This is a genomic window from Nocardioides terrigena, assembly GCF_003047265.1.
In the GTDB taxonomy this organism is placed as follows: domain Bacteria; phylum Actinomycetota; class Actinomycetes; order Propionibacteriales; family Nocardioidaceae; genus Nocardioides; species Nocardioides terrigena.
Genome location: NZ_PZYY01000001.1, coordinates 606,026 through 627,301, shown reverse-complemented (window position 1 = coordinate 627,301; position 21,276 = coordinate 606,026). Strand labels below are relative to the sequence as shown.

The following is a 21,276-nucleotide window of genomic DNA, read 5'->3' as shown; positions in this document are numbered from 1 at the left end:
GCTCATCCCGACCACGGCTCCTGGTCGTGGCGTCCACCACCGCCGGGGTCGTCCAGCTCGCCCTCGAACACGTCGGCACGGTCGACGATGAGCACCGCCCGCCGGCGCCCCGGTCCGGGCACCTCGACGGTGCCGGACAGCTCGTGGGTCGCGTCGAGGAACTCCGCGAGCAGGAACCGCAGCCACGCCCCCGCCGCGGCGACGCCGGTCCTCCCGGCCAGGTGGAGGCAGCACCCCTCTGCGCACGGGACCCAGGGACAGGGCCCCACGGGCTGCCCGGGCCAGATCCGCGCCATCCGCCGGGGCATCGCCCGCGCCCGGCCACGGTGGTCGTGCACCGGGTGCCGGCCGAAGCCCGCGAGGAACACCACGTCGTCCGGTGGCAGGGCCGGCGCCACGACCAGCCGCTCGCGGCGGGGCGCCGTGGGGTGGCCTGCGCGGAGATCGCCGGTCTGGTCGCTGGGGTGGTCACTGGAGAGATCGCGGGGGTGGTCAGCCATGGGGACTCCTCGGGGTGGGTGGTCGAGGGCAGCGTGCCCCGGCGCCCCGGTGGCCCAATCGCGGAGATCGGCATCTGTGGAAGGTCACGCCCCAGACGCTCGCGAGGACCACCGACAACGCCGGCCCGGCGGCGTACGGCTGTGGAGGGCGGCACGCCCGCGTCGTCCTGTGGACGACCACCGGCCCGGCGAGGACCGCCCTGTGGGTCGCGCGTGCACGCCCGGGCGGGACAGGGCAGGCTGGGCGCGTGGCCCCGCCCGAAGACCAGACCGCCCAGCCGCTCGACGACCAGCCGGTCCGCGAGGCGGTGCGGGAGTATGCCGCCCTGCAGCCCGGCCTGGTGCCCATCACCGCGCGCTTCGTGGAGCTGACCCGGACCCTGCTCGACGACGCGGGGATCAACTACCTGAGCGTCGACGGCCGCACCAAGAGCGTCGCCTCCTTCGCCGCCAAGGCCGCGCGCACCGTCGAGGGCCGGCTGCTCTACCCCGACCCGCTGCGCCAGATCACCGACCAGGTCGGCGTCCGCGTCATCACCTACGTCCACGCCGACGTGGCCGCGGTCGCCGGACTGCTCGATGACGAGCTCAGCATGCTCGACGACCGCGACCTCGGCCTGGAGACCGCGCGCGAGGGCCGCTTCGGCTACGCCAGCCGGCACCTGCTCGTGACGCCGGACGCCCCCGCCCCCGCGTCGTACGACGACCTCGCCGGACACCGCGCCAGCATCCAGGTCCGCACGGTCCTGCAGCACGCGTGGGCGGAGTTCGAGCACGACATCCGCTACAAGGGCACGGTGCCGGCCGAGCACGCCCTCGACCTCGACCGTCGCTTCACCCTCGCCGCCGGGCTGCTCGAGCTCGCGGACCAGGAGTTCTCCGCGATCCGCGAGCGGCTCCAGGCCGCCGCACCGCACCAGCCGCACGAGGAGGACCCGAGCGACCCGCGGATCAGCGGGCAGGAGCTCGCGACCTTCCTGGCCGCGCAGTACGCCGACGCCGGCTGGTCGCACACCGACCACTACGGCTGGATCGCCGGACTCCTCCTCGAGCTCGGGGTCACGTCGCTCGACGAGCTCGCCGCGCTGCTCACCTCGGTCGACCCCGACGCCATCATCCGACGGATGGGCTACCGCTACCCAGCGGGCGCCGTACGACGCCTCGACGACGCGCTGCTCGCGATCTTCGGGCGCCAGTACGTCGACCTCACCGGCAACGCACACCGGGTGCCCCTGCTCACCGCGCGACTCGAAAAGCTGAGCACGCCCGGCACCTGACCGCCCCTCAAATAGGGTGAGCGCATGCGCCTGCCGAGCTGGACCACGTACACCCCGATCCTGGCGGCGGTGATGCTGGTGCTGACCTGGGGGCGCTACCCCGGGCCGGTCGTCCTGGTCCTGGTCGCCATCCTCCTCATGGGGGCCGTGGTCAGCGCCGTCCACCACGCCGAGGTGGTGGCGCACAAGGTCGGCGAACCCTTCGGCTCGCTGCTGCTCGCGGTGGCGGTCACGATCATCGAGGTCGGGCTGATCGTCACCTTGATGGTGACGAGCACGGGCGACACGTCAGGGCTCGCGCGCGACACCGTCTTCGCCGCGGTGATGATCACCATCAACGGGATCATGGGCCTGTCGCTGCTGGTGAGTGCGCGCCGGCACCGGATGGCCGTCTTCAACCCCGAGGGCACCGCGTCCGCGCTGACCACCGTGATCATCCTGGCCACGATCTGCCTGGTGCTGCCGACCTTCACCACCTCCGAGAGCGGCCCGGAGTACTCCGGCACCCAGCTGGCCTTCGTGGCCGTCGCGTCGCTGGTGCTCTACGGCATGTTCGTGGTGACGCAGACCGGGGAGTACCGCGACTTCTTCCTCCCGGTCGGTCGTGACGGCGCCACGCTCGACCAGGACGGCGACGGTCACGCCGACCCGCCGACCCGGCGTACGACCCTCACCAGCCTGGCCCTGCTGGTCGTGTCCCTCGTCTCCGTGGTGGGCCTGGCCAAGGTGGAGTCCCCCTCGATCGAGGACGCGGTCGACGCCGTCGGCTTCCCCAACGCCGTGGTCGGCGTGGTGATCGCCCTGCTGGTCCTGGCCCCCGAGTCGATCGCCGCCGTGCGGGCCGCTGCGCGCGAGCGGGTGCAGGTCAGCCTCAACCTGGCGCTCGGCTCCGCGATGGCGTCGATCGGCCTCACCATCCCGGCCATCGCGATCGCCTCGATCTGGCTCGACGGGCCGCTGGCGCTCGGTCTCGACAGCGTCCAGATCGTGATGCTCTTCATGACCGTGATCGTCAGCATCCTGACGGTGCTGCCGGGCCGCTCCAAGCCGCTGCAGGGCGGGGTGCACCTCGTGCTGCTCGCGGCCTTCGTGTTCCTGACGATCGCCCCCTGACGCGTCGTACGACGCCCTACCCGGTGTCGGCGCCCGCCGGCGCGGCGTACGGGCGAGGACGCCCCCGGTGACTGGCGGCGTGCGACACCCCGGACCGTCGTCGACCTGTCGGCGCCCGCCAGTTGCAGCCAGGACCCGGCGCGCCGGGAAGACAGCCCTACTGCGAGAACGCCGCGTCGAACGAGGCGGTGGGCGGCTCGAAGTCGAAGCCCCGGAGGAACTCCAGCGCCTCGGGGGCGCCGCGGAGCCGGTCCATCCCGGCGTCCTCCCACTCCACGGAGATCGGGCCGTCGTAGCCGATCGACCGCAGCGCGCGGAAGCAGTCCTCCCACGGCACGTCCCCGCGACCGGCGGACACGAAGTCCCACCCACGGTGCTGGTCGCCCCACGGCAGGTGCGAGGACAGCACGCCGTTGCGCCCGCCCCCGAGCCGCATCCGGGTGTCCTTGCAGTCCACGTGGTAGATCCGGTCGGCGAAGTCGGTGATGAAGGCGACCGGGTCGAGGTCCTGCCACATCATGTGGCTCGGGTCCCAGTTGAGCCCGAACGCGGGACGGTGGCCGATCGCCTCGAGGGTGCGCACCGTCGACCAGTAGTCGTAGGCGATCTCGGACGGGTGCACCTCGTGGGCGAAGCGCACGCCGCACTCGTCGAAGACGTCGAGGATGGGGTTCCAGCGGTCCGCGAAGTCCTGGTAGCCGGCCTCGATCCGCGCGGCGGGCACGGGCGGGAACATCGCGACGTACTGCCAGACGGCGGAGCCGGTGAAGCCCACGACCGTCTTGACGCCGAGCTTCTGCGCGAGCCGGGCGGTGTGCTGCATCTCCTCGGCCGCCCGGGTGCGCACGCCCTCGGGCGAGCCGTCGCCCCAGACGCGGGCCCCGACGATCGCCTCGTGGCGGAAGTCGATCGGGTCGTCGCAGACGGCCTGGCCGGTGAGGTGGTTGGAGATGGCCCACAACCCGAGGCCGTGCCGCTCGAGGATCTCGAGCCGGCCGGCGACGTAGTCCTCGTCGTCCCATCGCCACGCGTCGAGGTGCTCGCCGGACACGGCGATCTCGAGACCGTCGTAGCCCCAGCCGGCCGCCAGCCCGGCGACCTCCTCGAGCGTCAGGTCGGCCCACTGGCCGGTGAAGAGGGTGTAGGGACGGGTCATGACTGCTGCTCCAGGGTGACGGCCGGCGGCGCGGCGGGCACCGGGACGGGTACGACGGGGGGCACGGCATCGGCGGCCGGCACGACGTCGACGCAGGTCCCCGACTGTGCCGCACTGCCCTCGATCGCCGCGAGCACCCGCTGCACGCGAGCGCCCTCCGCGAACGACGGCGACGGCGCGCGCCCCTCGGCGATGCAGGTGAGCAGGTCGGCGGCCTGGTTGACGAACGTGTGGTCCCAGCCGAGCACGTGGCCCGGCGGCCACCACGCGCCGACGTAGGGGTGGTCGGACTCGGTCACCAGGATGCGGGTGCCCCCGACGCCGGTGTCCACGATCAGCTCGTTGAGCGACTCGAGCTCGAAGCGCAGGGATCCCTCCGAGCCGTAGACCTCGAGTGCGAGACCGTTCTTGCGCCCGTGCGCCATCCGGCTCACCTCGACGCTGGCCACCGCGCCACCCGACATCCCGAGCGTGGCCCACGCCGCGTCGTCGACGGTGACGTCCTCGGGGCCGGACTCGCCGGGCCGGGACGTGACGAAGGTGCGCAGGTGCCCGCTCGCCCACGAGACGGTGTCGCCGAGCAGGAACTGCACCTGGTCGACGACGTGCGAGCCCAGGTCGCCCAGGGCACCGGAGCCGGCCTCCTCCTTGCGGAGGCGCCAGGCCATCGGGGCGTCGGCGTCGACGAGCCAGTCCTGGAGGTACGCCGCGCGCACCTCGCGCACCTCGCCGAGGCGGCCGGCGGCGATCAGCTCGCGGGCCAGGGCCAGCGCCGGCACCCGGCGGTAGTTGAAGCCCACCATCGAGAGCACGCCGTGCCCGGCGGCGGCCTCGGCGGCCGCGACGAGCACCTCGGACTCGGCCACCGTGTTGGCCAGCGGCTTCTCGAGGAGCACGTGCTTGCCGGCGGCCAGCGCCGCCTCGGCGATCTCCGCGTGCAGGTGGCCGGGGGTGCAGATGTCGACGACGTGGATGTCGTCGCGCTCGAGCACGGCCCGCCAGTCGGTGGCGGACTCCTGCCAGCCGTAGCGCTGCGCGGCCTCGTCGACCCGGCGCGGGTCGCGCCCGACGAGCACGCGCTGCACGGCACGGGGAGCGTCGGGGTAGAAGGCTCCGACGTTGCGCCACGCGTTGGAGTGGGCCTTGCCCATGAAGGAGTAGCCGACGCAGGCCACCCCGACGGTCGTGTCGTGCGCTGTGCGGGTCACGGGGCTCCCCCATCGTGGGCGGCCGACGCGAGGAGTCCCCGGAGGAACGCGAGCCCGTCGCGGGCCAGGTCGTCCTGCGTGGCGGCCAGCGGACGCCAGATCGACGCGGCGGTCGCGATCGAGGCGTTGTCGGCGGTGAAGCTCTCGATGTTGAGCGGGCCGGCGTAGCCCACGTCGTCCAGCGCCTTCACCAGCGCCGGCCAGTCGGTCTGGTCGCCGCCCGGGGCGCCGCGGTCGCTGCCGCAGACCTGGACGTGCGCGAGGTGCTCGCCGGCCGCGCGGATCGCGTCGGCGCTGGAGCGCTCCTCGATGTTGAGGTGGTAGCTGTCCAGGGCCAGCCCGAGGGCCGGCCCGAGGAGTCCGTCGAGGCCGGTGAGGGCCTGGTCGACCGTGTTGACCAGCGACGTCTCGTAGCGGTTGAGCGGCTCGATCCCGATCACCACGCCCCGCTCGCCGGCGTGGTCGACGACCGGGGCGAGACCGGCGCGCCACTCGGCGTACGCCTGCTCTCGCTCCTCGGCGCCCAGCCGCCAGACGCGGCCGGTGCTGGCGTAGAAGGGGCCGCAGACCGCCGGCGCGCCGATGCCGGCGGCGAGGTCGATGCAGGCCCGGAGGTAGTCCTGGGTGGCCGCGACGGTGGTCTCATCGGTGGCCACGAGGTCGCGGCCAGGGGCCATCGCCCCCACGACGTACGGCGCGAGGCCGGTGCGTGCGAGGGCGGCGCCGAGGACGTCGATGGAGAGGTCCCCCACGCTCTCCAGGGGCAGCTCGACGGCGTCGAAGCCGAGGTCGGCGACGTGGTCGAGCACGGGGTCGAGGGTGGCATCGGTCAGGGGCGATGCCCAGACCCATGTGTTGATGCCGATGGGGCGCACGGAGACGTCCTCCCTGGTGAGGGTGCAGTGCGGTGCACTGCCGGTGTGGTGGGGCCGGCCGGCCACGACGTGGGGTTCGTGGCCGGCCGGCCATGGAGATGGGATCAGCTCGGGTCAGGCCGGGTCAGCGGTCCTGCCAGGCCTCGGGGAAGCCGGGGAGGTCCTCGCCACCGAACTTGGCGTAGTGACCGTCGGGCATGCCGTCGTTGGCCTCGAGGTACTCGGCACGCTCGTCCTCGGTGATCGGCGTCTGCGGCAGGACCCACTCCTTCGGGACCTCCTCGCCGGCGAAGATCTTCTCCAGCGCCAGGAGCGGGGTGCGCCACTGGAAGTTGGAGTAGACGGGCGCCAGGCCGTTCAGGCCGGTGTCCTCCCACTTGCGCAGGAAGCTCATCTCGTCCTCACCCGTCATGACGGGGTAGTCGACGCCGGCGTCCTCGAACGCCTCGATGGCCGCGACGGCACCGTCACCGGCGTCCATCCACACACCGGCGACCTCGCCCTGGTTGAGCGCGTCGGTGATGATCTTCTTGATCTCGGTCGGGTCGGCGCCGGTGAAGAAGTCCTCGGCCTCGATGCCGTTCTCCTCGAAGATCTTCTCGGCGGCGGCCCAGCGGGTCTCGAGCACGTCGACGCCGGGCAGGATGCGCAGCGCGACGACCTTGTCGCCCTCCTCGAGGTTGTCGGAGAGGAACTCGGCGGTGTCGATGCCCCACGCGTAGCCACCGATCGGGTGGATGAACGAGGTGGCGCAGTCGGTCTCGACGCCACGGTCGAAGACGACGACCGGCTTGCCGGTCTCGCAGGCCCGCTCGACGCCCGGCGTCATCGCCGCCGTGGAGTTGGGCGAGATGATGAAGGCGTCACAGTTGCCCTCGGAGATGAAGTAGTCGATGTCGGCGAGCTGGGTGTTGTCGTCGTCCTGGGCGTCACGGACCTCCATGTCGGAGATGACACCCTTGTCCTGCAGCGCCTCGAGCTGCTGGGTCATGGTGATGAAGCCGGTCTGGCGCCACGGGTTGCTGACCGACGCGTTGGCGAAGCAGACCTTCTTGGCACCGTCGGACTTGAACTCCGAGGTGTCGCTCATCTCGCCGTCGATGTACTGCAGCCACGGCTCGGCCTCGTCGCCCTCGAAGGTCGCCGAGCGCTGCGCGTCCTGCTCGTCGAAGTCGGCCTGGACGAACCATTCTCCCTCGTCGCCCGACGCCTCCTCGGACTCGCTCGTGGACTCGGTGGCCGTCGAGTCGGCGGGCTCCTCGACGTCGGTGCTGCAGCCAGCCAGCACCGCCAGCACTGCGGCGGACGCGAGCGTCCCCCTGATGGTCCTGCGCATCAGTTTTCTCCTGTGGTTGCGCCCGTTGAGGGCTGGTTGGGTGAAGGTGTTGCGATGTGTGTTGCTCGGGATGGATCCGTGGGGGTCGTACGCCGCGGGCGGCGGCCGACCTGCCAGGCACGCGCCGAGACGGCGACGGCGGCGATGATGATCAGCCCCTGGACCGTGTCCCTCCACGTGGAGGGGACCCCGAGAGAGGTCAGCAGGGTGAAGAGGAGCTCGAGGGCGAAGGCGCCCGCCGCGGCGGAGAGGACCCAGCCCCGGCCGCCGCCCAGCACGACACCGCCGAGGACGACCGCGGTGATCGCGGTGAACTCGTAGCCGGCACCCACCGAGGGGTGCACCCCGGCGTACCCGACGAGCAGGATGCCGGCGACGGTGGCCGAGAGCGAGGAGAGCACGAAGGCCCGGGTCTTGTAGGACCACAGCGGGGCACCGGAGTAGTGCGTCGCCTCCGGGTTGTCGCCCGCGGCGATGAGGGTGCGGCCGAAGGGACGGCGCATCAGCCAGACCGACAGGGTGGCGACGACGACCAGGATGATGAGCGGGTAGGGGATGACGTCGACGACCGGCACGTCCTCGATGCCACCGCGACCGATGTCGCGGAACGCGTCGACCGGGTTGCCGCTGGCGGCGCCGCCGGTGATGTAGCGGACCAGTCCCGACAGGGCCAGCATCATGCCCAGGGTCACGATGAAGCTGGGCACCTTGAGCAAGGTGGTGACGAGGCCGTTGATGATCCCGATCAGGGCGCCCACGGCCAGCATCAGCAGCAGGCCGGGGATGATGCGGCCCTCGTCCTGGCCGATGAAGTTGCCGGCGAGCACCACCTGGGCGGCGATCACCGCGCCCATCGAGAGGTCGAACTCGCCGCTGACGATGACGTAGTACTGCCCCATGGCCGCGATGGCGATCGGCGCGGTGCGACCGGCGAAGCGGATCAGCGCACCGGGGTCGGTGAAGTTGGGGTTGGAGACCATGATCGACACGAGCAGGACGCCGACCAGGACGAAGACGGCTCCGCCCGGAGTGGCGAGGCCAGCGGCGATCCGGCTGCCGAGGCTGCCCTGGTGGAGGGGGAGCTCGGGACGGGCCTGGGTCTCGGTCGTGGTGATCGAGGGGGTGGCGGTGCTCATCGTGCCTCCTGCAGGGCGGCGTCGAGTCCGGTGGGGCGTTCGAAGCGGGGTGGTCGGGTGTCGAGCTCGCGGCGGGCGTAGACCGCCACCGCGACCACGATCACGACCCCGCGGACGACGTCGCGCAGGAACGGGTTGACCTGCATGACGCCCATGACGTTGTCGATCACGGCGAAGATCGCGACCCCGGCGAGGGTGCCCATGATGTTGCCCTTGCCGCCGGCCAGCAGCGTGCCGCCGAGCACCACCGCGGCGATCGACATCAGGTCGTAGCCGCCCTGGGAGCCGATGGTCGGGTTGCCGACGCTGAGCCGGGCGAGGAGGAGCAGCCCTGCCACCGCGGACAGCGCCGAGCAGATGACGTGCGCGGCGATGACCGGAACGGAGGTGCGCAGGCCGGAGAGGCGGGCCACCTCGGCGTTGCCGCCGACGGCGTAGAGGTGGTGGCCGAGGCGGGTGCGGCGCAGCATCAGGATCGCAAGGCCCGCGCAGCCCAGCATGATCAGGGTGGAGACCGGCACGGGGCCGATCCGGGTGGCGTCCAGCAGCCGGAAGTCGAGCGGCGCGCTGCCGTGGCTGCCCTTGTAGTTGCTGGCGAGGTAGCCGGAGATGATCAGTCCGGTGCCGAGGGTGGCGATGAAGCCGTGCACCTTGAGGAACGTGACGATCAGGCCGTTGACCAGGCCCACTGCCATCGCGAGGGCCAGGGTCACCACCACGGCGGGCACGATGTTGCCCGGGTCGCCGGCCATGATCCCGGCGCCGACGACGCTGGACAGGCTGACCACGAAGGGCACCGACAGGTCGAGCGAGCCGCCGAGCACGACCAGCGTCTGGCCGATCGCGATGAAGCCCAGGATGCTGGTGGTCGTCAGGATGTTGTCGATGTTGCCGGTGCTGAAGAAGTTGCGGCCGTTGACGGCGGTGAGGACCGCGCCGGCGACGATGGCGACGAGCAGGACGCCGTACACGATCGTGGTCGACGTGACGGAGCTGAGACGGTTCTTCACAGCGAGACCTCTCGCTCGGGCTGCCCGGGATCGGACACGGGGTCGGACGACTCACCGGGCACGACGCCGGTGGCCGTGGACAGGACCTGCTCCTCGGTGGCCCCGCGCGGGAGCTCACCGGCGATCCGGCCGTCCTTCATGACGAGGATCCGGTCGGACATGCCGATCACCTCGGGCAGCTCGCTGGAGACCATGAGCACCGCGACGCCCTCGGCGGCCAGGCTGCGCATCACCTCGTAGATCGCGTGCTTGGCGCCGACGTCGATGCCGCGGGTCGGCTCGTCCATGAGCACGACGCCGGGGTGGGCGGAGAGCCAGCGGGCCAGGACGACCTTCTGCTGGTTGCCGCCCGAGAGGAACTGCGCCTCCTGCGACAGCGACCGGGCCGAGACGGCCAGGGTCGAGAGCGTGGAGGGTACGGCGGAGCGCGCGGCGCCGGTGCGCGACGGGAAGACCGCGCGGACCACGCCCAGGGCGTTGTCGAGGATCGACTGGTGGAGCGCGAGACCGGTGGCCTTGCGGTCCTCGGTGATCAGCGCGAGGCCACGGCGGACCGCCTGGCGCGGCGTGCGCACCGTCACCGTCGCGCCGTCCACGAGGAGCTCGCCGCGGGTGAAGGGGGTGACGCCGAAGATCCCCTCGAGGACCTCGGTGCGACCGGACCCCTGGAGCCCGGCGACGCCGACGATCTCGCCGCCGCGCAGGGTCAGGTCGATGCCGTCGACGTATCCGTTGCCGGCGTCGCGCAGCTCGAGCCGCGGCTCCCCCACCGTGGTGCCCTCGAGGGCGTCGGGGAAGAACGACGACATGGAGCGGCCGACCATGAGCCGCACCAGCGCGGCCTCGTCGAGGTCGGCGGCCGGCCGGGTGTCGACCTGCTCGCCGTCCTTGAGCACCGTGATGGTGTCGCAGAGGTCGAAGATCTCCTTGAGCCGGTGGGAGACGTAGATGATCGCGACGCCGCGGTCGGTGAGGCGGCGGATGATCGTGTAGAGCAGCTCGACCTCGTGGTCGGCGAGCGCCGCGGTCGGCTCGTCCATCTGGATGATCCGGGCGTCGAAGCTCACCGCCTTGGCGATCTCGACGACCTGCTGCTCGGCGACGGAGAGGGAGCGGACCCGGCGGGTGGCCTTGAGGCCGGTGATGCCGAGGCCGGTGAGGAGCTCCTCGGTGTCCTGGTTCATCGCCCGGGTGTCGACGAGGCCGCGGCGACGAGGCTCGCGACCGAGCCAGATGTTCTCCGCGACCGAGCGCTCGGGCAGGAGGTTGAACTCCTGGAACACCGTGGAGAGCCCGGCCTGCTGGGCCTGGACCGGGTGGCTGAAGGACACGGGCTCACCGGCGATCTCGACCAAGCCCTCGTCGGCCTGGTGCACACCGGCGAGGATCTTCATCAGGGTCGACTTGCCGGCGCCGTTCTCGCCCACCAGCCCGAGCACCTGGCCCGGGAGCAGCTGGAGGTCGGCACCGTGGAGCACGCGGTTGCCCACGAAGCTCTTGGTGAGCCCGCGCACGGTGAGCACGGGACCGGGGTCCGGGGTGCTGGCGGGGGTGTCGAAGCTGTCCACGGGCAGCACTGTGGCACGCCTCACACACTTTTGTCGAGGACCTAACAAAAGTTGCTACCTAGACGTGACAAGTGGGAAGTGGTCTACTGACCGCCATGCGCACCGGTGACGTCTTCGAGCTGTTGCGGGACGGCCGTCCGTGGACCCGTTCCGAGCTCGCGGAGACCACCGGACTGGCCCGCTCGACGGTGGCCGCGCGCATCGACACGCTGATGCGGCTGGGCCTCATCGCCCCCTTCGGCGGGGGCCAGTCCACCGGTGGCCGACCGCCCGCGCTCTTCGCCCTCAACCCCGCCGCGCGCGTCGTCGTGGGCGTCGACATCGGCGCCACGCACGCCCGGGCCGTGCTCAGCGACCTCTCCGGTGCGCTGCTCGCCGAGATCTCCGCGCGGATCGACATCGTCGAGGGCCCCGAGGTCGTGCTCGGCTGGGTGGTCACGACGATCCGCGCCCTGCTGCGGCGCGCGACGCGACGGCTCGACGACCTGGCCGCGATCGGCATCGGCCTCCCGGGTCCCGTCGAGCACTCCACGGGCCGCCCGATCAACCCGCCGATCATGCCCGGCTGGGACCGGTACGACGTCCCCGGCTTCCTGCAGGAGCACTTCGCCGTCCCCGTGCTCATCGACAACGACGTCAACATCATGGCCCTCGGCGAGCGGCAGACGCACCTGTCCGACGTCGACGACCTGGTCCTGGTCAAGGTCGCGACCGGGATCGGCGGCGGCATCGTCTCCGGCGGCCGCCTCCAGCGCGGCGCCCAGGGCACCGCCGGCGACCTCGGCCACGTCCACGTCTCGGGGCACGACGACGTGCGCTGCCGCTGCGGCAACATGGGCTGCCTCGAGGCCGTCGCCGCGGGTCCCGCCCTGGCGGGGATCCTCACCTCGCGCGGGGTGCCCGCGACCACCGGCCAGGACGTCGTCGACCTGGTGCGGGCGGGCGACCCCGACGCCATCGACGTGGTCCGCCAGGCCGGTCGCGACATCGGCGGCGTCGTCGCCACCATGGTCAACGTCATCAACCCCTCCGTGGTGGTCATCGGCGGTCAGCTCTCCGCCGCCGGCGAGCACCTGCTGGCCGGCATCCGCGAGGTCGTCTACCAGCGCTCGCTGCCACTGGCGACCGAGCACCTGGCGATCCAGACCAGCCGCGCCGGTGCCGAGGCGGGCGTCCTCGGAGCGGCCGCGATGGCCATCGAGCACGTCCTCTCCCCCGAGGCGGTCGAGGCCGCGGCCACCGCGCTGACGGGCGTCTAGGCCGCAGGGGCGATACTCGAGGGGTGACCGAGCAGCAGCCGCGCCGCGCGCGGCACCTCATCGACCCCAACGCTCCGCGCCAGACCCGCGACCAGCGCGAGTCGGAGGAGAAGTCCCTCAGCCGCGTCCAGCGCTGGGTGATGTCGGCGCTCGCGGTCACCACGATCTTCCACCTCCAGATCGGCCTGATCGTCGCCGCGCTCTACCTCGACGACCCGAGCCCCGGTGCCGAGGTCGGCCTGTGCCTCATCGCCGGCGCCTTCGGGGTCATCTCGGTCGCCCTGGCCTTCCTCATCCACGGCCGGCGCCCGATCACCCCGTGGCTGCTCGTCGGGCTCGTCCCGGCGGTGGTCGGCATCTGGCTGGTCACCCGCTGAGCGCCTCGCCCCGTCCCGCCCACGGCCCGGTGATCCCGGGCCTGCTGATCACCGCGCTCCTGCTCGGTGGCGTGGTGCTCCTGCACCCCGCCGACGAGGTGGCGCGGGTGCGCGAGCTCTTCGGGCTCGGCGACGACCGGCTGCGCGAGATCCCGGAGTACGCCGTGGGCGAGGGGTCGTTCGCCTTCGCCGAGACGCAGCCCGGCAGCGACGACCCGGTCGGCTACAGCCCGTGCCGGCCCATCCCCTACGTCGTCAACCCCGACGGCGCGCCCGAGGAGTGGGAGCCGCTCATCCACGACGCCGTCGAGGCCACCAGCCGCGCCAGCGGGCTGGAGTTCTCCTACGAGGGCGAGAGCGACGCCCGCCCCGCGTCGTACGACGAGGGGTTCCTCGCCAACGACCCGCCCCCCGTCCTCGTCGCGTGGGCGACCCCGGAGGAGGTGCCCGCGCTGAAGGGCGACGTCATCGGGCTCGGCGGCAGCGCGGCGTACGAGCCGCGGCCCGGGCTGCGGCAGTACGCCACCGGCGTGCTCACGCTCGACCGCGACCAGTTCGACGTCCGGGACTGGATCCCCGGCGCGCGCGAGCCCCTCGAGGCGGTCGTGCTCCACGAGCTCGGGCACCTCGTCGGGCTCGGCCACGTGGACGACCCGGGCGAGCTGATGCACCCGACCAACACCCGCACCTCCTACGGCCCCGGCGACCTCGAGGGGCTGGCCCGGCTCGGCGACACCCCCTGCCGCTGAGGGGTCCTGGAGGTTCGCGCGCCTGCAGCTGCGCGGGTGCACACGACCACCGACGGCCTAGCCTTCGAGACATGTCGTACGACGCCCTCGGCACCCGCGCCCATCCGACCCTCGGCCTCGACACCTTCGGTGACGTGCCGCTCGACCCCGAGGGCCGGCCCGGCGACGGCGCCGAGGTCATCCGCCAGGTGGTGGCCGAGGGGGTGCTGGCCGACCGGGTCGGCGTCGACTACCTCGGCCTCGGGGAGCACCACCGCGCCGACTACGCCATCTCGGCCCCCGACGTGGTGCTGGCCGCGATCGCCGGACAGACCGAGCGGATCCGGCTCGGCACCGGGGTGACGGTGCTGAGCTCCGACGACCCGATCCGCGTCTACCAGCGCTTCGCCACCCTCGACGCGATCGCGCCGGGGCGGGCCGAGGTGCAGCTGGGCCGCGGCTCGTTCATCGAGTCCTTCGGCCTCTTCGGGCTGTCGCTCGACGACTACGACCGGCTCTTCGCCGAGAAGCTGGACCTCTTCTCCGCGCTCCAGTCCGAGCAGCCGGTCACCTGGGAGGGCACGATCCGGCCGCCGCTCCAGGCCAAGCAGGTCTACCCGACGACCGCGGCCGGCCGGCTGCCCGCGTGGATCGCCGTCGGCGGCACTCCCGAGTCGGTCGTCCGGGCGGCGCACTACGGCATGCCGCTGGTGCTGGCCGTGATCGGCGGGTCGCCGCGCGGGTTCGTGCAGTTCGCCGACCTCTACCGCCGGGCCCTGGCCGAGTACGGCCACGAGGAGCTGCCGATCGGCATGCACTCCCCCGGTCACGTGGCCGCCACCGACGAGCTGGCGCGCGAGCAGCTCTACCCGCACCAGGCCGACCTCTACACGCGGCTCGGCCGCGAGCGCGGCTGGGGGCCCTACTCGCGGATCGCCTTCGAGCAGGCGGCGAGCCCGGAGGGGGCGATGTTCGTCGGCTCCCCCGAGACGGTGGCCCGCAAGATCGCGTGGTCCATCACCACGCTCGGGCTCTCCCGCTTCCAGCTCAAGTACTCCGTCGGGGCGCTGCCGCACGACCAGCGCCTGGAGTCGGTGCGCCTGTACGGCGAGGAGGTCATCCCGCGCGTGCGGGAGCTGCTCGCCGTACAGGCGGACTGAACCGGTAGGACCGGATCAGGACTTCTTCTTGGTCCCGAACCAGGTGGTGTAGAGCTCGTCGTAGCCGCCGTCGGCCTCGAGGTCGGCGAGGACCTGGTTGACGACGCGCAGCAGGTCGACGTTGCCGTCCTTCTTGACCGCCATGCCGTACTGCTCACCGGTGTCGAACTCCGCGGCGATCTCGAAGGAGGGGTACTCCTTGATCGCGGAGCCGGCGACGGTGTTGTCGTAGACGCCGGCGTCCACGGTGCCGCCGTTGAGGGCGCTGGACATCTCGCCGATGTCGTCGAAGGGGACGACCTGGGTGTTCCGCGGTGCGTTGTCGGTGACGTAGAGCTCACCGGTGGTGCCGGCCTGGACGGCGATGCGGCCGCCCCGCAGGTCGTCGAGGTTGCTGATGCCGCTGTTGCCGGTGACGACGAGCGCCTGGGCCGCGTTGAAGAACGGGCTTGAGAAGTCGAGCACGCGGGCCCGGTCACCGGTGATGGTGAGGCCGGCCGCCGCGAGGTCGCAAGCGTTCTCGTTGAGCAGCTGCCCGGACTGGACGGCGTCGAAGTCCTCGTTCTTGAAGTCCGGCTCGACGCCGAGCTCCTCGGCCACGGCCTTGGCCAGGTCGATCTCGAAGCCCACCGTCTCGCCGTTGCGCTCGAACTCGAACGGCTCGTAGGGCAGCGACGTGCACACCGTCAGGTAGCCCGCGCGGATGACCTGCGGGTCCGGGTCGGTGCTGGCCGCCGTGCTGGTGCCGCCACACCCCGCGGCGGTCAGGACCACCGCGAGGAGGGCGATGCCGGACGCCGTACGGCGGGCGCGAGTCGTGGTCGACATGTCAGTGGACTCCCACGGACAGCTGGGCGGTCAGCTTCTGGAGTGCATACTCGGTGACGCGCAGCAGCGCGCTCTTGGCCGACTCGCGGTCCCGCGCGTCGATCGCGATGATCGGCACCTCGGGGGGCAGTGCCAAGGCGTTCGCGATCTCGTCGAGCGAGTACTGCTGGACGCCCTCGAACTGGTTGACCGCCACGATGAACGGCAGCCCCTTGTGCTCGAAGTAGTCCAGCGGCGAGAACGACTCGTCCAGGCGGGCGGTGTCGACCAGGACGATCGCCCCGATCGCGCCCAGGCACAGGTCGTCCCACATGAACCAGAAGCGGCGCTGGCCCGGCGTTCCGAAGAGGTAGAGGACGATGTCCTCGGCAAGGGTGAGACGTCCGAAGTCCATGGCCACGGTGGTGGTCGACTTGGCGGGCACCGCGGCGAGATCGTCGACACCCTCCGACTCGTTGGTGACGAGGGCCTCGGTACGCAGCGGCTGGATCTCGGAGACCGAGCCGACCAGCGTCGTCTTGCCCACGCCGAAACCACCGGCGATCACGATCTTCGTCGACGCCGCCTTGCGCTGGGCGCTAGTAGGTGCGAAGTCCACGGAGGGTCCTTTCGATGAGCTCAATACGCTCGTCACGAGACGAGTCGTTGGTGATGGTGGCCTGCACACGGATGTGTCCGTGCTCGACCAGGTCGCTGAGGAGTACCCGGACCACGCCGATCGGCATGTGGACCAGGGCGGCTACCTCGGCGACTGAACGGGTGTCGCAGACCTCAAGAACCTTCAGCGCGGCTGCGCTCAGGCCACCGGTGCCGTCCCCCTGCGTACGGAGGGTGGCTTCCATCGGCAGGTCGACCGAGGACTCGGTGCGACCTGCCGTGATGGTGTACGGCCGGACGAAGCGAGGCTTGGGAGTCGCCTCGTCGTCCATGCCGCTGGGGTCAAGGGGTGCCACGGCCACTCACGTCATCCGGTGGTGACGCGGGCCTCGGCCTGCACCATCCGGCCGACGCGCTCGACCAGCAGGGCCATCTCGTAGCCGACCTGACCGATGTCGGCGGCCTCCTCGGTGAGGACCGTGAGGTTGGAGCCGTCGCCGACGCTCATGAGCATCAGGTAGCCGTGCTCCATCTCGACGACGGTCTGCAGCACCGCACCACCGTCGAAGAGGCGGGCGGCACCGACGGCCAGGCTGGCGAGACCGGAGGAGACGGCCGCGACCTGCTCGGCGCGCTCGTCCGGGATGCTCTCGCTCATGGCCATGAGGAGACCGTCGGCGGACACGAGGATCGCGTGTGCGGCGTCGGTGACTTCCTCGACAAACCGCGACACGAGCCAGTCGAGGTTGCGCTCGTCGGGCTGCGCGTAGGCAGCGGAGTCGTATTCGGTCATGGGGACTACTTCCGTTCCTGCTAGTGGGTGCGGTCGTCGGTGGAGCTGGTTGACGTCTTGCGGCCCCGGGAGACGCCGGCCGCGTAGGCGGCGTAGCGGTTCCGGATGGCCTCGGGGTCACGCGGCGCGACGGTGGTCGGCTTGGTGATGCCACCGGGCACGAGGAGCGTGCCCGGACGACGGATCGGGAGGCCACCGCCGGCGGCGGGGGCGTCCTTGGCGGACTCGGCGACGTCCTCGGCGCGCTGCCAGCCGGCCTCGACCTCGGTCGACTGCCAGCCGGAGCCACCCTCGGAGGTGAGCCAGCTCGAGCGGAGGGATCCGAAGATCGAGCCGCTGTCCTCGGTGTCGTGCTCGACCTGGACGTCACCGTCGAGGGCCGTGCGCGAGCCGTTGCTCGCGGCCGCCGGGACGACGCGCTCGGTACGCAGCGGCTCCTGCGGGCCGCCGCCGGACGCCTCGTAGCTGGCGCGGCGGGTGGCCGACGCCGGGCGGAAGCGGGTGAGGGACGACGCGCGTCCCACCTGCGGCCGGGCCGGCTCGGGTGCCGTGCGGGCGACCGGCGCCTCGGCGGGTGCCGGGGTGCTGGCGAGCTCGCGGCGCTCGGTGAGCGACGTGACCTCCGCCGGACGGGTGCCGAGGCCACCGTCGCGGAAGGGGCGCTTGGCGTCGTCCTGGTCGGAGAGGGTGCCGCCACGCTGGCGGGTGGGCAGCGTGTCCAGCCCACCGCCCTGCGCGGCCAGGCCGCCGGAGACACCGGCGAGCGTCGCCGGGGCAGTCGGGGCGACGGGCGCCTCGATCGTGGACTCGCGGACGGGGCGGTTGGCCTCGTCCTGGTCGGAGAGCGTGCCGCCGCGCCGGCGGGTCGGGAGGCCGGTGAGGCCACCCAGACCGGAGCCCAGGCCGCTGCCCTCGCCGTCGACCAGGGCGGCCGGACTGTCGGGCGTCTCGACCTCGGGGGCCTCGGCTGCGGGAGCCTCGACCTCGGGCGTCTCGACCTCGGGGGCCTCGGCTGCGGGAGCCTCGACCTCGGGCGTCTCGACCTCGGGGGCCTCGACCGCCGCGGGGGCGGTCTGCTCGGGGGCGGCCTGCTCGGAGACGGTCGGCTCCGGAGCGGACTCGCGGAACGGCTGGGTCGCGGCCTCCTGGTCGGACAGGGTCCCGCCACGCTGACGCGTGGGGAGCCCACCGGCGAGACCACCGGCCAGGCCACCCGCCAGGGCAGCCGGAGCAACCGGGGCCTCGGGGGTCTCCGGGGAAACAGTCGCCTCGGGGGCCGCGGGAGCGGCCGGGGCCGCGTCACGGAACGGGCTGGTCGCCGCCTCCTGGTCCGACAGCGTGCCTCCACGCTGACGGGTCGGGAGTCCACCGGCCAGACCACCGGCGAGTCCACCCGCCAGGGCGGCCGGAGCAGCCGGAGCCTCCGGGGTGTCGGAGACCTCTGGGGCCTCCGGGGAAGCAGTCGCCTCGGGGGCCGCGGGAGCGACCGGGCCCGCGTCACGGAACGGGCTGGTCGCCGCCTCCTGGTCCGACAGCGTGCCTCCACGCTGACGGGTCGGGAGTCCACCGAGTCCACCCAGACCACCCAGCCCGCTGCGGGCAGCAGGCGCGGCCGGAGCCTCCGGTGCCTCGTCGGTGGGCTCCTCGGGGAGCGGGTCGGTCAGCGGGTCGGAGAGCGGGTCGACGCTCCGGGTCCGGACGGGCGCCACGGCCACGGCGGCGGGGAGCTCGGGAGCCTCGGCCACCGGCTCCTCGACGTGGTCGGCCTCGGGCGTCTCGGCCTCGGGCGTCTCGGCCTCGGGCGTCTCGATCGCGACCGGCTCGTCGGACAGGGCGACCGGTGCGTCGTCGTACGACGTCTCGGCGTCGGTGTCCTCGGCAGTGTCGGAGCTGGTGTCAGGGGTGGTGTCCTCGACCGTGACGTCGTCCGCAGCGGTGTCGGTCGTGGCCTCGGTGGCCTCGGTGGTCGACGACCCCTCGTGGAGCGAGGTGACGGATGCGAGCTCGTCGGGCGTCTCGGCGCCCTCGTCGGCGGTGACGTCGCTGAAGGCGGACCCGGCGGCCGGCACGGCCGGCGCCAGGGCGGCGGGGCCGTCCGCGGACGCGCCGTCGGCCAGCACCGTGCGGCGCGAGCGGAGCGGCATGGCGCCACGCTCGGGCTTGGGAGCGGCGGTGTTGCGGGCCGAGGGGGTGTCGGACGGGACGTCCGCACCGGTGGCCAGGCCGCGCTGGGCCAGCGTGCTGCCGGGCTGCCGCGACGGCAGACCGGTGCTCGCGTCGCCGGACGGGTAGCCGGTGACGGCCTCGCGGTCGCCCATCGACGAGCCGGGCTGGCGGGTCGGGAGACCGATGACGGTGGCGGTCGCGGCCGACGCGGCGTCGTCCTCGGCGGGCTCGTCCTGCTCGGATGTCTCGGGGGTCTCGTCGGTCACGACCTCGGGCACGAAGGGTGCCTGCTCGGTCTCGACCGTCTCCTCGACGACCGGCTCGGCGGGTGCGTCCGGCAGGGCCGGGGCGCCGTCGGGCAGGACCGTCTCGGGCACGAACACCGTGGCGGTGATGCCGGACGCCGGGTTGGTGGCGAGCGAGACCTGGATGCCGTGGCGCTGCGCGAGGCGGCTGACCACGAACAGGCCCATCCGGCGGGCGGTGTCGGGGGTGACGTCGGCACCGGACTCGAGGGTCTCGTTGATCTGGCGCAGCGACTCCTCGGGGATGCCGAGGCCGGAGTCGCTGACGTCGATCGTCAGGCCGCCGGGCGCGGGCGCCGTGGAGAGCGTGACGTGGGTCGACGGCGAGGAGTAGGACAGCGCGTTGTCGACGAGCTCGGTGAGCAGGTGGATGAGGTCACCGGCGGCGGCCTCCTCGATCCGGCTGTCGAGGGTCGAGCTGATGCGCACGCGCTGGTAGTCCTGCACACCCGCGGTCGCGGCCTGGGTGGCCTCGGTGACGGTGAGGCTCTCCCAGCCGGCGGAGCGGGTGGGGGCGTCGGCGAGGATCAGCAGCGAGTCGGCGGTACGACGCATGCGCGACGCGAGGTGGTCGAGGCGGAAGAGGCTCTCCAGTCGCTTGGGGTCCTCCTCGTCCTTCTCCAGCGCCTCGATGAGGTTGAGCTGCTGGTTGATGAGCGTGGTGTTGCGGCGCGAGAGCGTCACGAACATCTCACCGACCTGCGTACGCAGCTGGGCCTCACCGGAGGCGAGGGTTACGGCCTGGCGGTGGAGGTCGTCCACGGCGCGGGCCAGCTGGCCGATCTCCTCGTGGGTGTCGACGTCGATCGGCACGAACTCGGCGGGCTCCTTGCCGGAGCGGATCCGCTCGACCGCGTCGGGCAGGTCCTCGTTGGCGACCTGGAGCGCACCCTCACGGACCCGACGGATCGGGCCGAGGAGCGAGCGGGAGATCACCAGGGCCAGCGCGATGGCGGCGAGCAGGGCGAAGAGGGTGATGGCGGCGTCGAAGAGGGCACGCTCACGGGCGTTGGTCGCCGTGGCGGCGAGGCCCTGGTCGACCTGGAGGAGCAGGGACTCGGCCAGCTTGTCGTACTCGTCGTACGCGTCGGAGCCGCCGAGCACGGTGCTGGTGCCGGTGCGGACCGAGCGGGTCCGGGCGCCGTTGTTGGTGCGCAGCGTGCGGACCGCGGCCTCGGCGTCGTCGATGGCGCCGGCGAGACGGTCGATGGCGGCGCTCTCCGCGCCGAGCTCGGAGAACAGCGCCTGCGAGACGCTGCGGCTGCGGTCGACGTCGGAGCCGAGGGCCTGCTGCATCGCGAGGGAGAAGCGTCCACCGAGCGTCTGGGCGAGGAGCTCGAGGCGGGGCTCGGGAGTGTCCTGCGCGCTGGTGATGGTGGTGATCAGCTTGGTGACACCCGACTGCAGCTGGCGCAGCTGGGCGATCCACGTGTCGGGGCTCAGCGACCCGGTGTTGTCGTCACGGATCGAGCGGCTCAGGTCGAGCAGGCTGGCGACCTGGAGGCGCTGCTCGTAGGTCAGGTCCGCGGTCTCGGCGGTGGCCGTGAGCTCGTCGGCGGCCGTCTTGATGTCCTCGACGGCGTCGTCGAGCTCGGTCTGGCTGGCGCCGGTCGACGACTGGGCGGCGACCATGGCGCGCTCGGCAGACGTCAGGTAGTCCACGGCCGGACGCAGGATGGTGACCTGCGTGGCGCTGGACGAGGCGTTCGACGACTCCTCGAGGTCGGACTGCACGCGCAATCCCCCGAGCGTCGCGGCGAGCAGCAACGGGATGGCCAGCGCGAGCGCGACCTTGCGACTCAGTGGCCAGCCGGAAATGGCGAGCGCCGAGGCTCGTCCTTCGTCGGACGGGCGCTGGTTGCTCATCGTGCCCCCTACTCGAGG

Annotated in this window: 19 protein-coding genes; 6 read left to right on the top strand and 13 right to left on the bottom strand. The window is 72.3% G+C overall.

The window, feature by feature from the left end:
• Positions 1 to 2: 2 nt before the first annotated feature.
• Entirely contained in the window at positions 3 to 500 is a 498-nt protein-coding gene (locus tag DAE25_RS23750) for a hypothetical protein (RefSeq protein WP_234410810.1), read from the bottom strand.
• 248 nt (positions 501 to 748) lie between these two features.
• Between DAE25_RS23750 and DAE25_RS23745 the strand changes: the two genes are divergently transcribed.
• Both DAE25_RS23745 and DAE25_RS02930 read left to right on the top strand, forming a co-directional pair.
• Complete coding sequence (locus DAE25_RS23745) at positions 749 to 1,777, top strand: GTP pyrophosphokinase (protein WP_325050358.1); 1,029 nt, start codon at positions 749 to 751, stop codon at positions 1,775 to 1,777.
• Between the two features lie 24 nt (positions 1,778 to 1,801).
• Positions 1,802 to 2,890 (top strand): calcium:proton antiporter, encoded by a 1,089-nt coding sequence (locus DAE25_RS02930; RefSeq protein WP_107764697.1) that lies wholly within the window; start codon positions 1,802 to 1,804, stop codon positions 2,888 to 2,890.
• A gap of 157 nt (positions 2,891 to 3,047) precedes the next feature.
• Here DAE25_RS02930 and DAE25_RS02925 read toward each other — a convergent pair whose 3' ends face one another.
• From DAE25_RS02925 to DAE25_RS02895, 7 genes are all read right to left on the bottom strand, one after another.
• On the bottom strand, positions 3,048 to 4,046 hold the full coding sequence (locus DAE25_RS02925) for a sugar phosphate isomerase/epimerase family protein (RefSeq protein ID WP_107764696.1): 999 nt from the start codon (positions 4,044 to 4,046) through the stop codon (positions 3,048 to 3,050).
• A complete protein-coding gene (locus tag DAE25_RS02920) occupies positions 4,043 to 5,254 on the bottom strand; it encodes a Gfo/Idh/MocA family protein (RefSeq protein ID WP_234410809.1) in 1,212 nt (403 codons plus the stop codon). The genes DAE25_RS02925 and DAE25_RS02920 overlap by 4 nt, the downstream gene beginning before the upstream one ends.
• Positions 5,251 to 6,129: a sugar phosphate isomerase/epimerase family protein gene (locus DAE25_RS02915; RefSeq protein WP_107764944.1), complete on the bottom strand. Its 879-nt coding sequence runs from the start codon at positions 6,127 to 6,129 to the stop codon at positions 5,251 to 5,253. Before DAE25_RS02915 ends, DAE25_RS02920 begins: the two co-directional genes overlap by 4 nt.
• A gap of 124 nt (positions 6,130 to 6,253) precedes the next feature.
• Positions 6,254 to 7,465 carry a substrate-binding domain-containing protein gene (locus tag DAE25_RS02910; RefSeq protein ID WP_107764695.1) on the bottom strand — a complete coding sequence of 404 codons (1,212 nt, stop codon included), beginning with the start codon at positions 7,463 to 7,465 and terminating at the stop codon, positions 6,254 to 6,256.
• On the bottom strand, positions 7,465 to 8,601 hold the full coding sequence (locus tag DAE25_RS02905) for an ABC transporter permease (protein WP_107764694.1): 1,137 nt from the start codon (positions 8,599 to 8,601) through the stop codon (positions 7,465 to 7,467). The genes DAE25_RS02910 and DAE25_RS02905 overlap by 1 nt, the downstream gene beginning before the upstream one ends.
• Complete coding sequence (locus tag DAE25_RS02900; RefSeq protein ID WP_107764693.1) at positions 8,598 to 9,611, bottom strand: ABC transporter permease; 1,014 nt, start codon at positions 9,609 to 9,611, stop codon at positions 8,598 to 8,600. Before DAE25_RS02900 ends, DAE25_RS02905 begins: the two co-directional genes overlap by 4 nt.
• A complete protein-coding gene (locus DAE25_RS02895) occupies positions 9,608 to 11,179 on the bottom strand; it encodes a sugar ABC transporter ATP-binding protein (protein WP_107764943.1) in 1,572 nt (523 codons plus the stop codon). Before DAE25_RS02895 ends, DAE25_RS02900 begins: the two co-directional genes overlap by 4 nt.
• 95 nt (positions 11,180 to 11,274) lie before the next feature.
• Between DAE25_RS02895 and DAE25_RS02890 the strand changes: the two genes are divergently transcribed.
• The 4 genes from DAE25_RS02890 to DAE25_RS02875 all read left to right on the top strand — a co-directional run bounded on the left by DAE25_RS02890 (position 11,275) and on the right by DAE25_RS02875 (position 14,703).
• Positions 11,275 to 12,438 (top strand): ROK family transcriptional regulator, encoded by a 1,164-nt coding sequence (locus DAE25_RS02890; protein WP_107764692.1) that lies wholly within the window; start codon positions 11,275 to 11,277, stop codon positions 12,436 to 12,438.
• A 23-nt stretch (positions 12,439 to 12,461) separates the two neighbouring features.
• Positions 12,462 to 12,815: a hypothetical protein gene (locus DAE25_RS02885; protein WP_107764691.1), complete on the top strand. Its 354-nt coding sequence runs from the start codon at positions 12,462 to 12,464 to the stop codon at positions 12,813 to 12,815.
• The gene (locus tag DAE25_RS02880; protein WP_159083531.1) at positions 12,758 to 13,564 is read left to right on the top strand and encodes a matrixin family metalloprotease; all 807 of its coding nucleotides are present in this window, start codon (positions 12,758 to 12,760) and stop codon (positions 13,562 to 13,564) included. The genes DAE25_RS02885 and DAE25_RS02880 overlap by 58 nt, the downstream gene beginning before the upstream one ends.
• A gap of 71 nt (positions 13,565 to 13,635) precedes the next feature.
• On the top strand, positions 13,636 to 14,703 hold the full coding sequence (locus DAE25_RS02875; RefSeq protein ID WP_107764689.1) for an LLM class flavin-dependent oxidoreductase: 1,068 nt from the start codon (positions 13,636 to 13,638) through the stop codon (positions 14,701 to 14,703).
• Between the two features lie 15 nt (positions 14,704 to 14,718).
• Here the strand turns inward: DAE25_RS02875 and DAE25_RS02870 are convergent, their stop codons facing one another.
• Genes DAE25_RS02870 through DAE25_RS02850 form a run of 5 tightly spaced genes read right to left on the bottom strand, consistent with a single transcriptional unit; the run spans position 14,719 to position 21,258 of the window.
• A complete protein-coding gene (locus DAE25_RS02870) occupies positions 14,719 to 15,531 on the bottom strand; it encodes an ABC transporter substrate-binding protein (RefSeq protein WP_107764688.1) in 813 nt (270 codons plus the stop codon).
• A gap of 1 nt (position 15,532) precedes the next feature.
• Positions 15,533 to 16,129, bottom strand: a complete 597-nt coding sequence (locus tag DAE25_RS02865; protein WP_056887797.1) for a GTP-binding protein — start codon at positions 16,127 to 16,129, stop codon at positions 15,533 to 15,535.
• Complete coding sequence (locus DAE25_RS02860) at positions 16,110 to 16,460, bottom strand: DUF742 domain-containing protein (protein WP_056887796.1); 351 nt, start codon at positions 16,458 to 16,460, stop codon at positions 16,110 to 16,112. The genes DAE25_RS02865 and DAE25_RS02860 overlap by 20 nt, the downstream gene beginning before the upstream one ends.
• Positions 16,461 to 16,495: 35 nt before the next feature.
• A complete protein-coding gene (locus tag DAE25_RS02855) occupies positions 16,496 to 16,921 on the bottom strand; it encodes a roadblock/LC7 domain-containing protein (protein WP_056887795.1) in 426 nt (141 codons plus the stop codon).
• Positions 16,922 to 16,941: 20 nt separating this feature from the next.
• Complete coding sequence (locus DAE25_RS02850; RefSeq protein ID WP_107764687.1) at positions 16,942 to 21,258, bottom strand: ATP-binding protein; 4,317 nt, start codon at positions 21,256 to 21,258, stop codon at positions 16,942 to 16,944.
• Between the last annotated feature and the right edge of the window lie 18 nt (positions 21,259 to 21,276).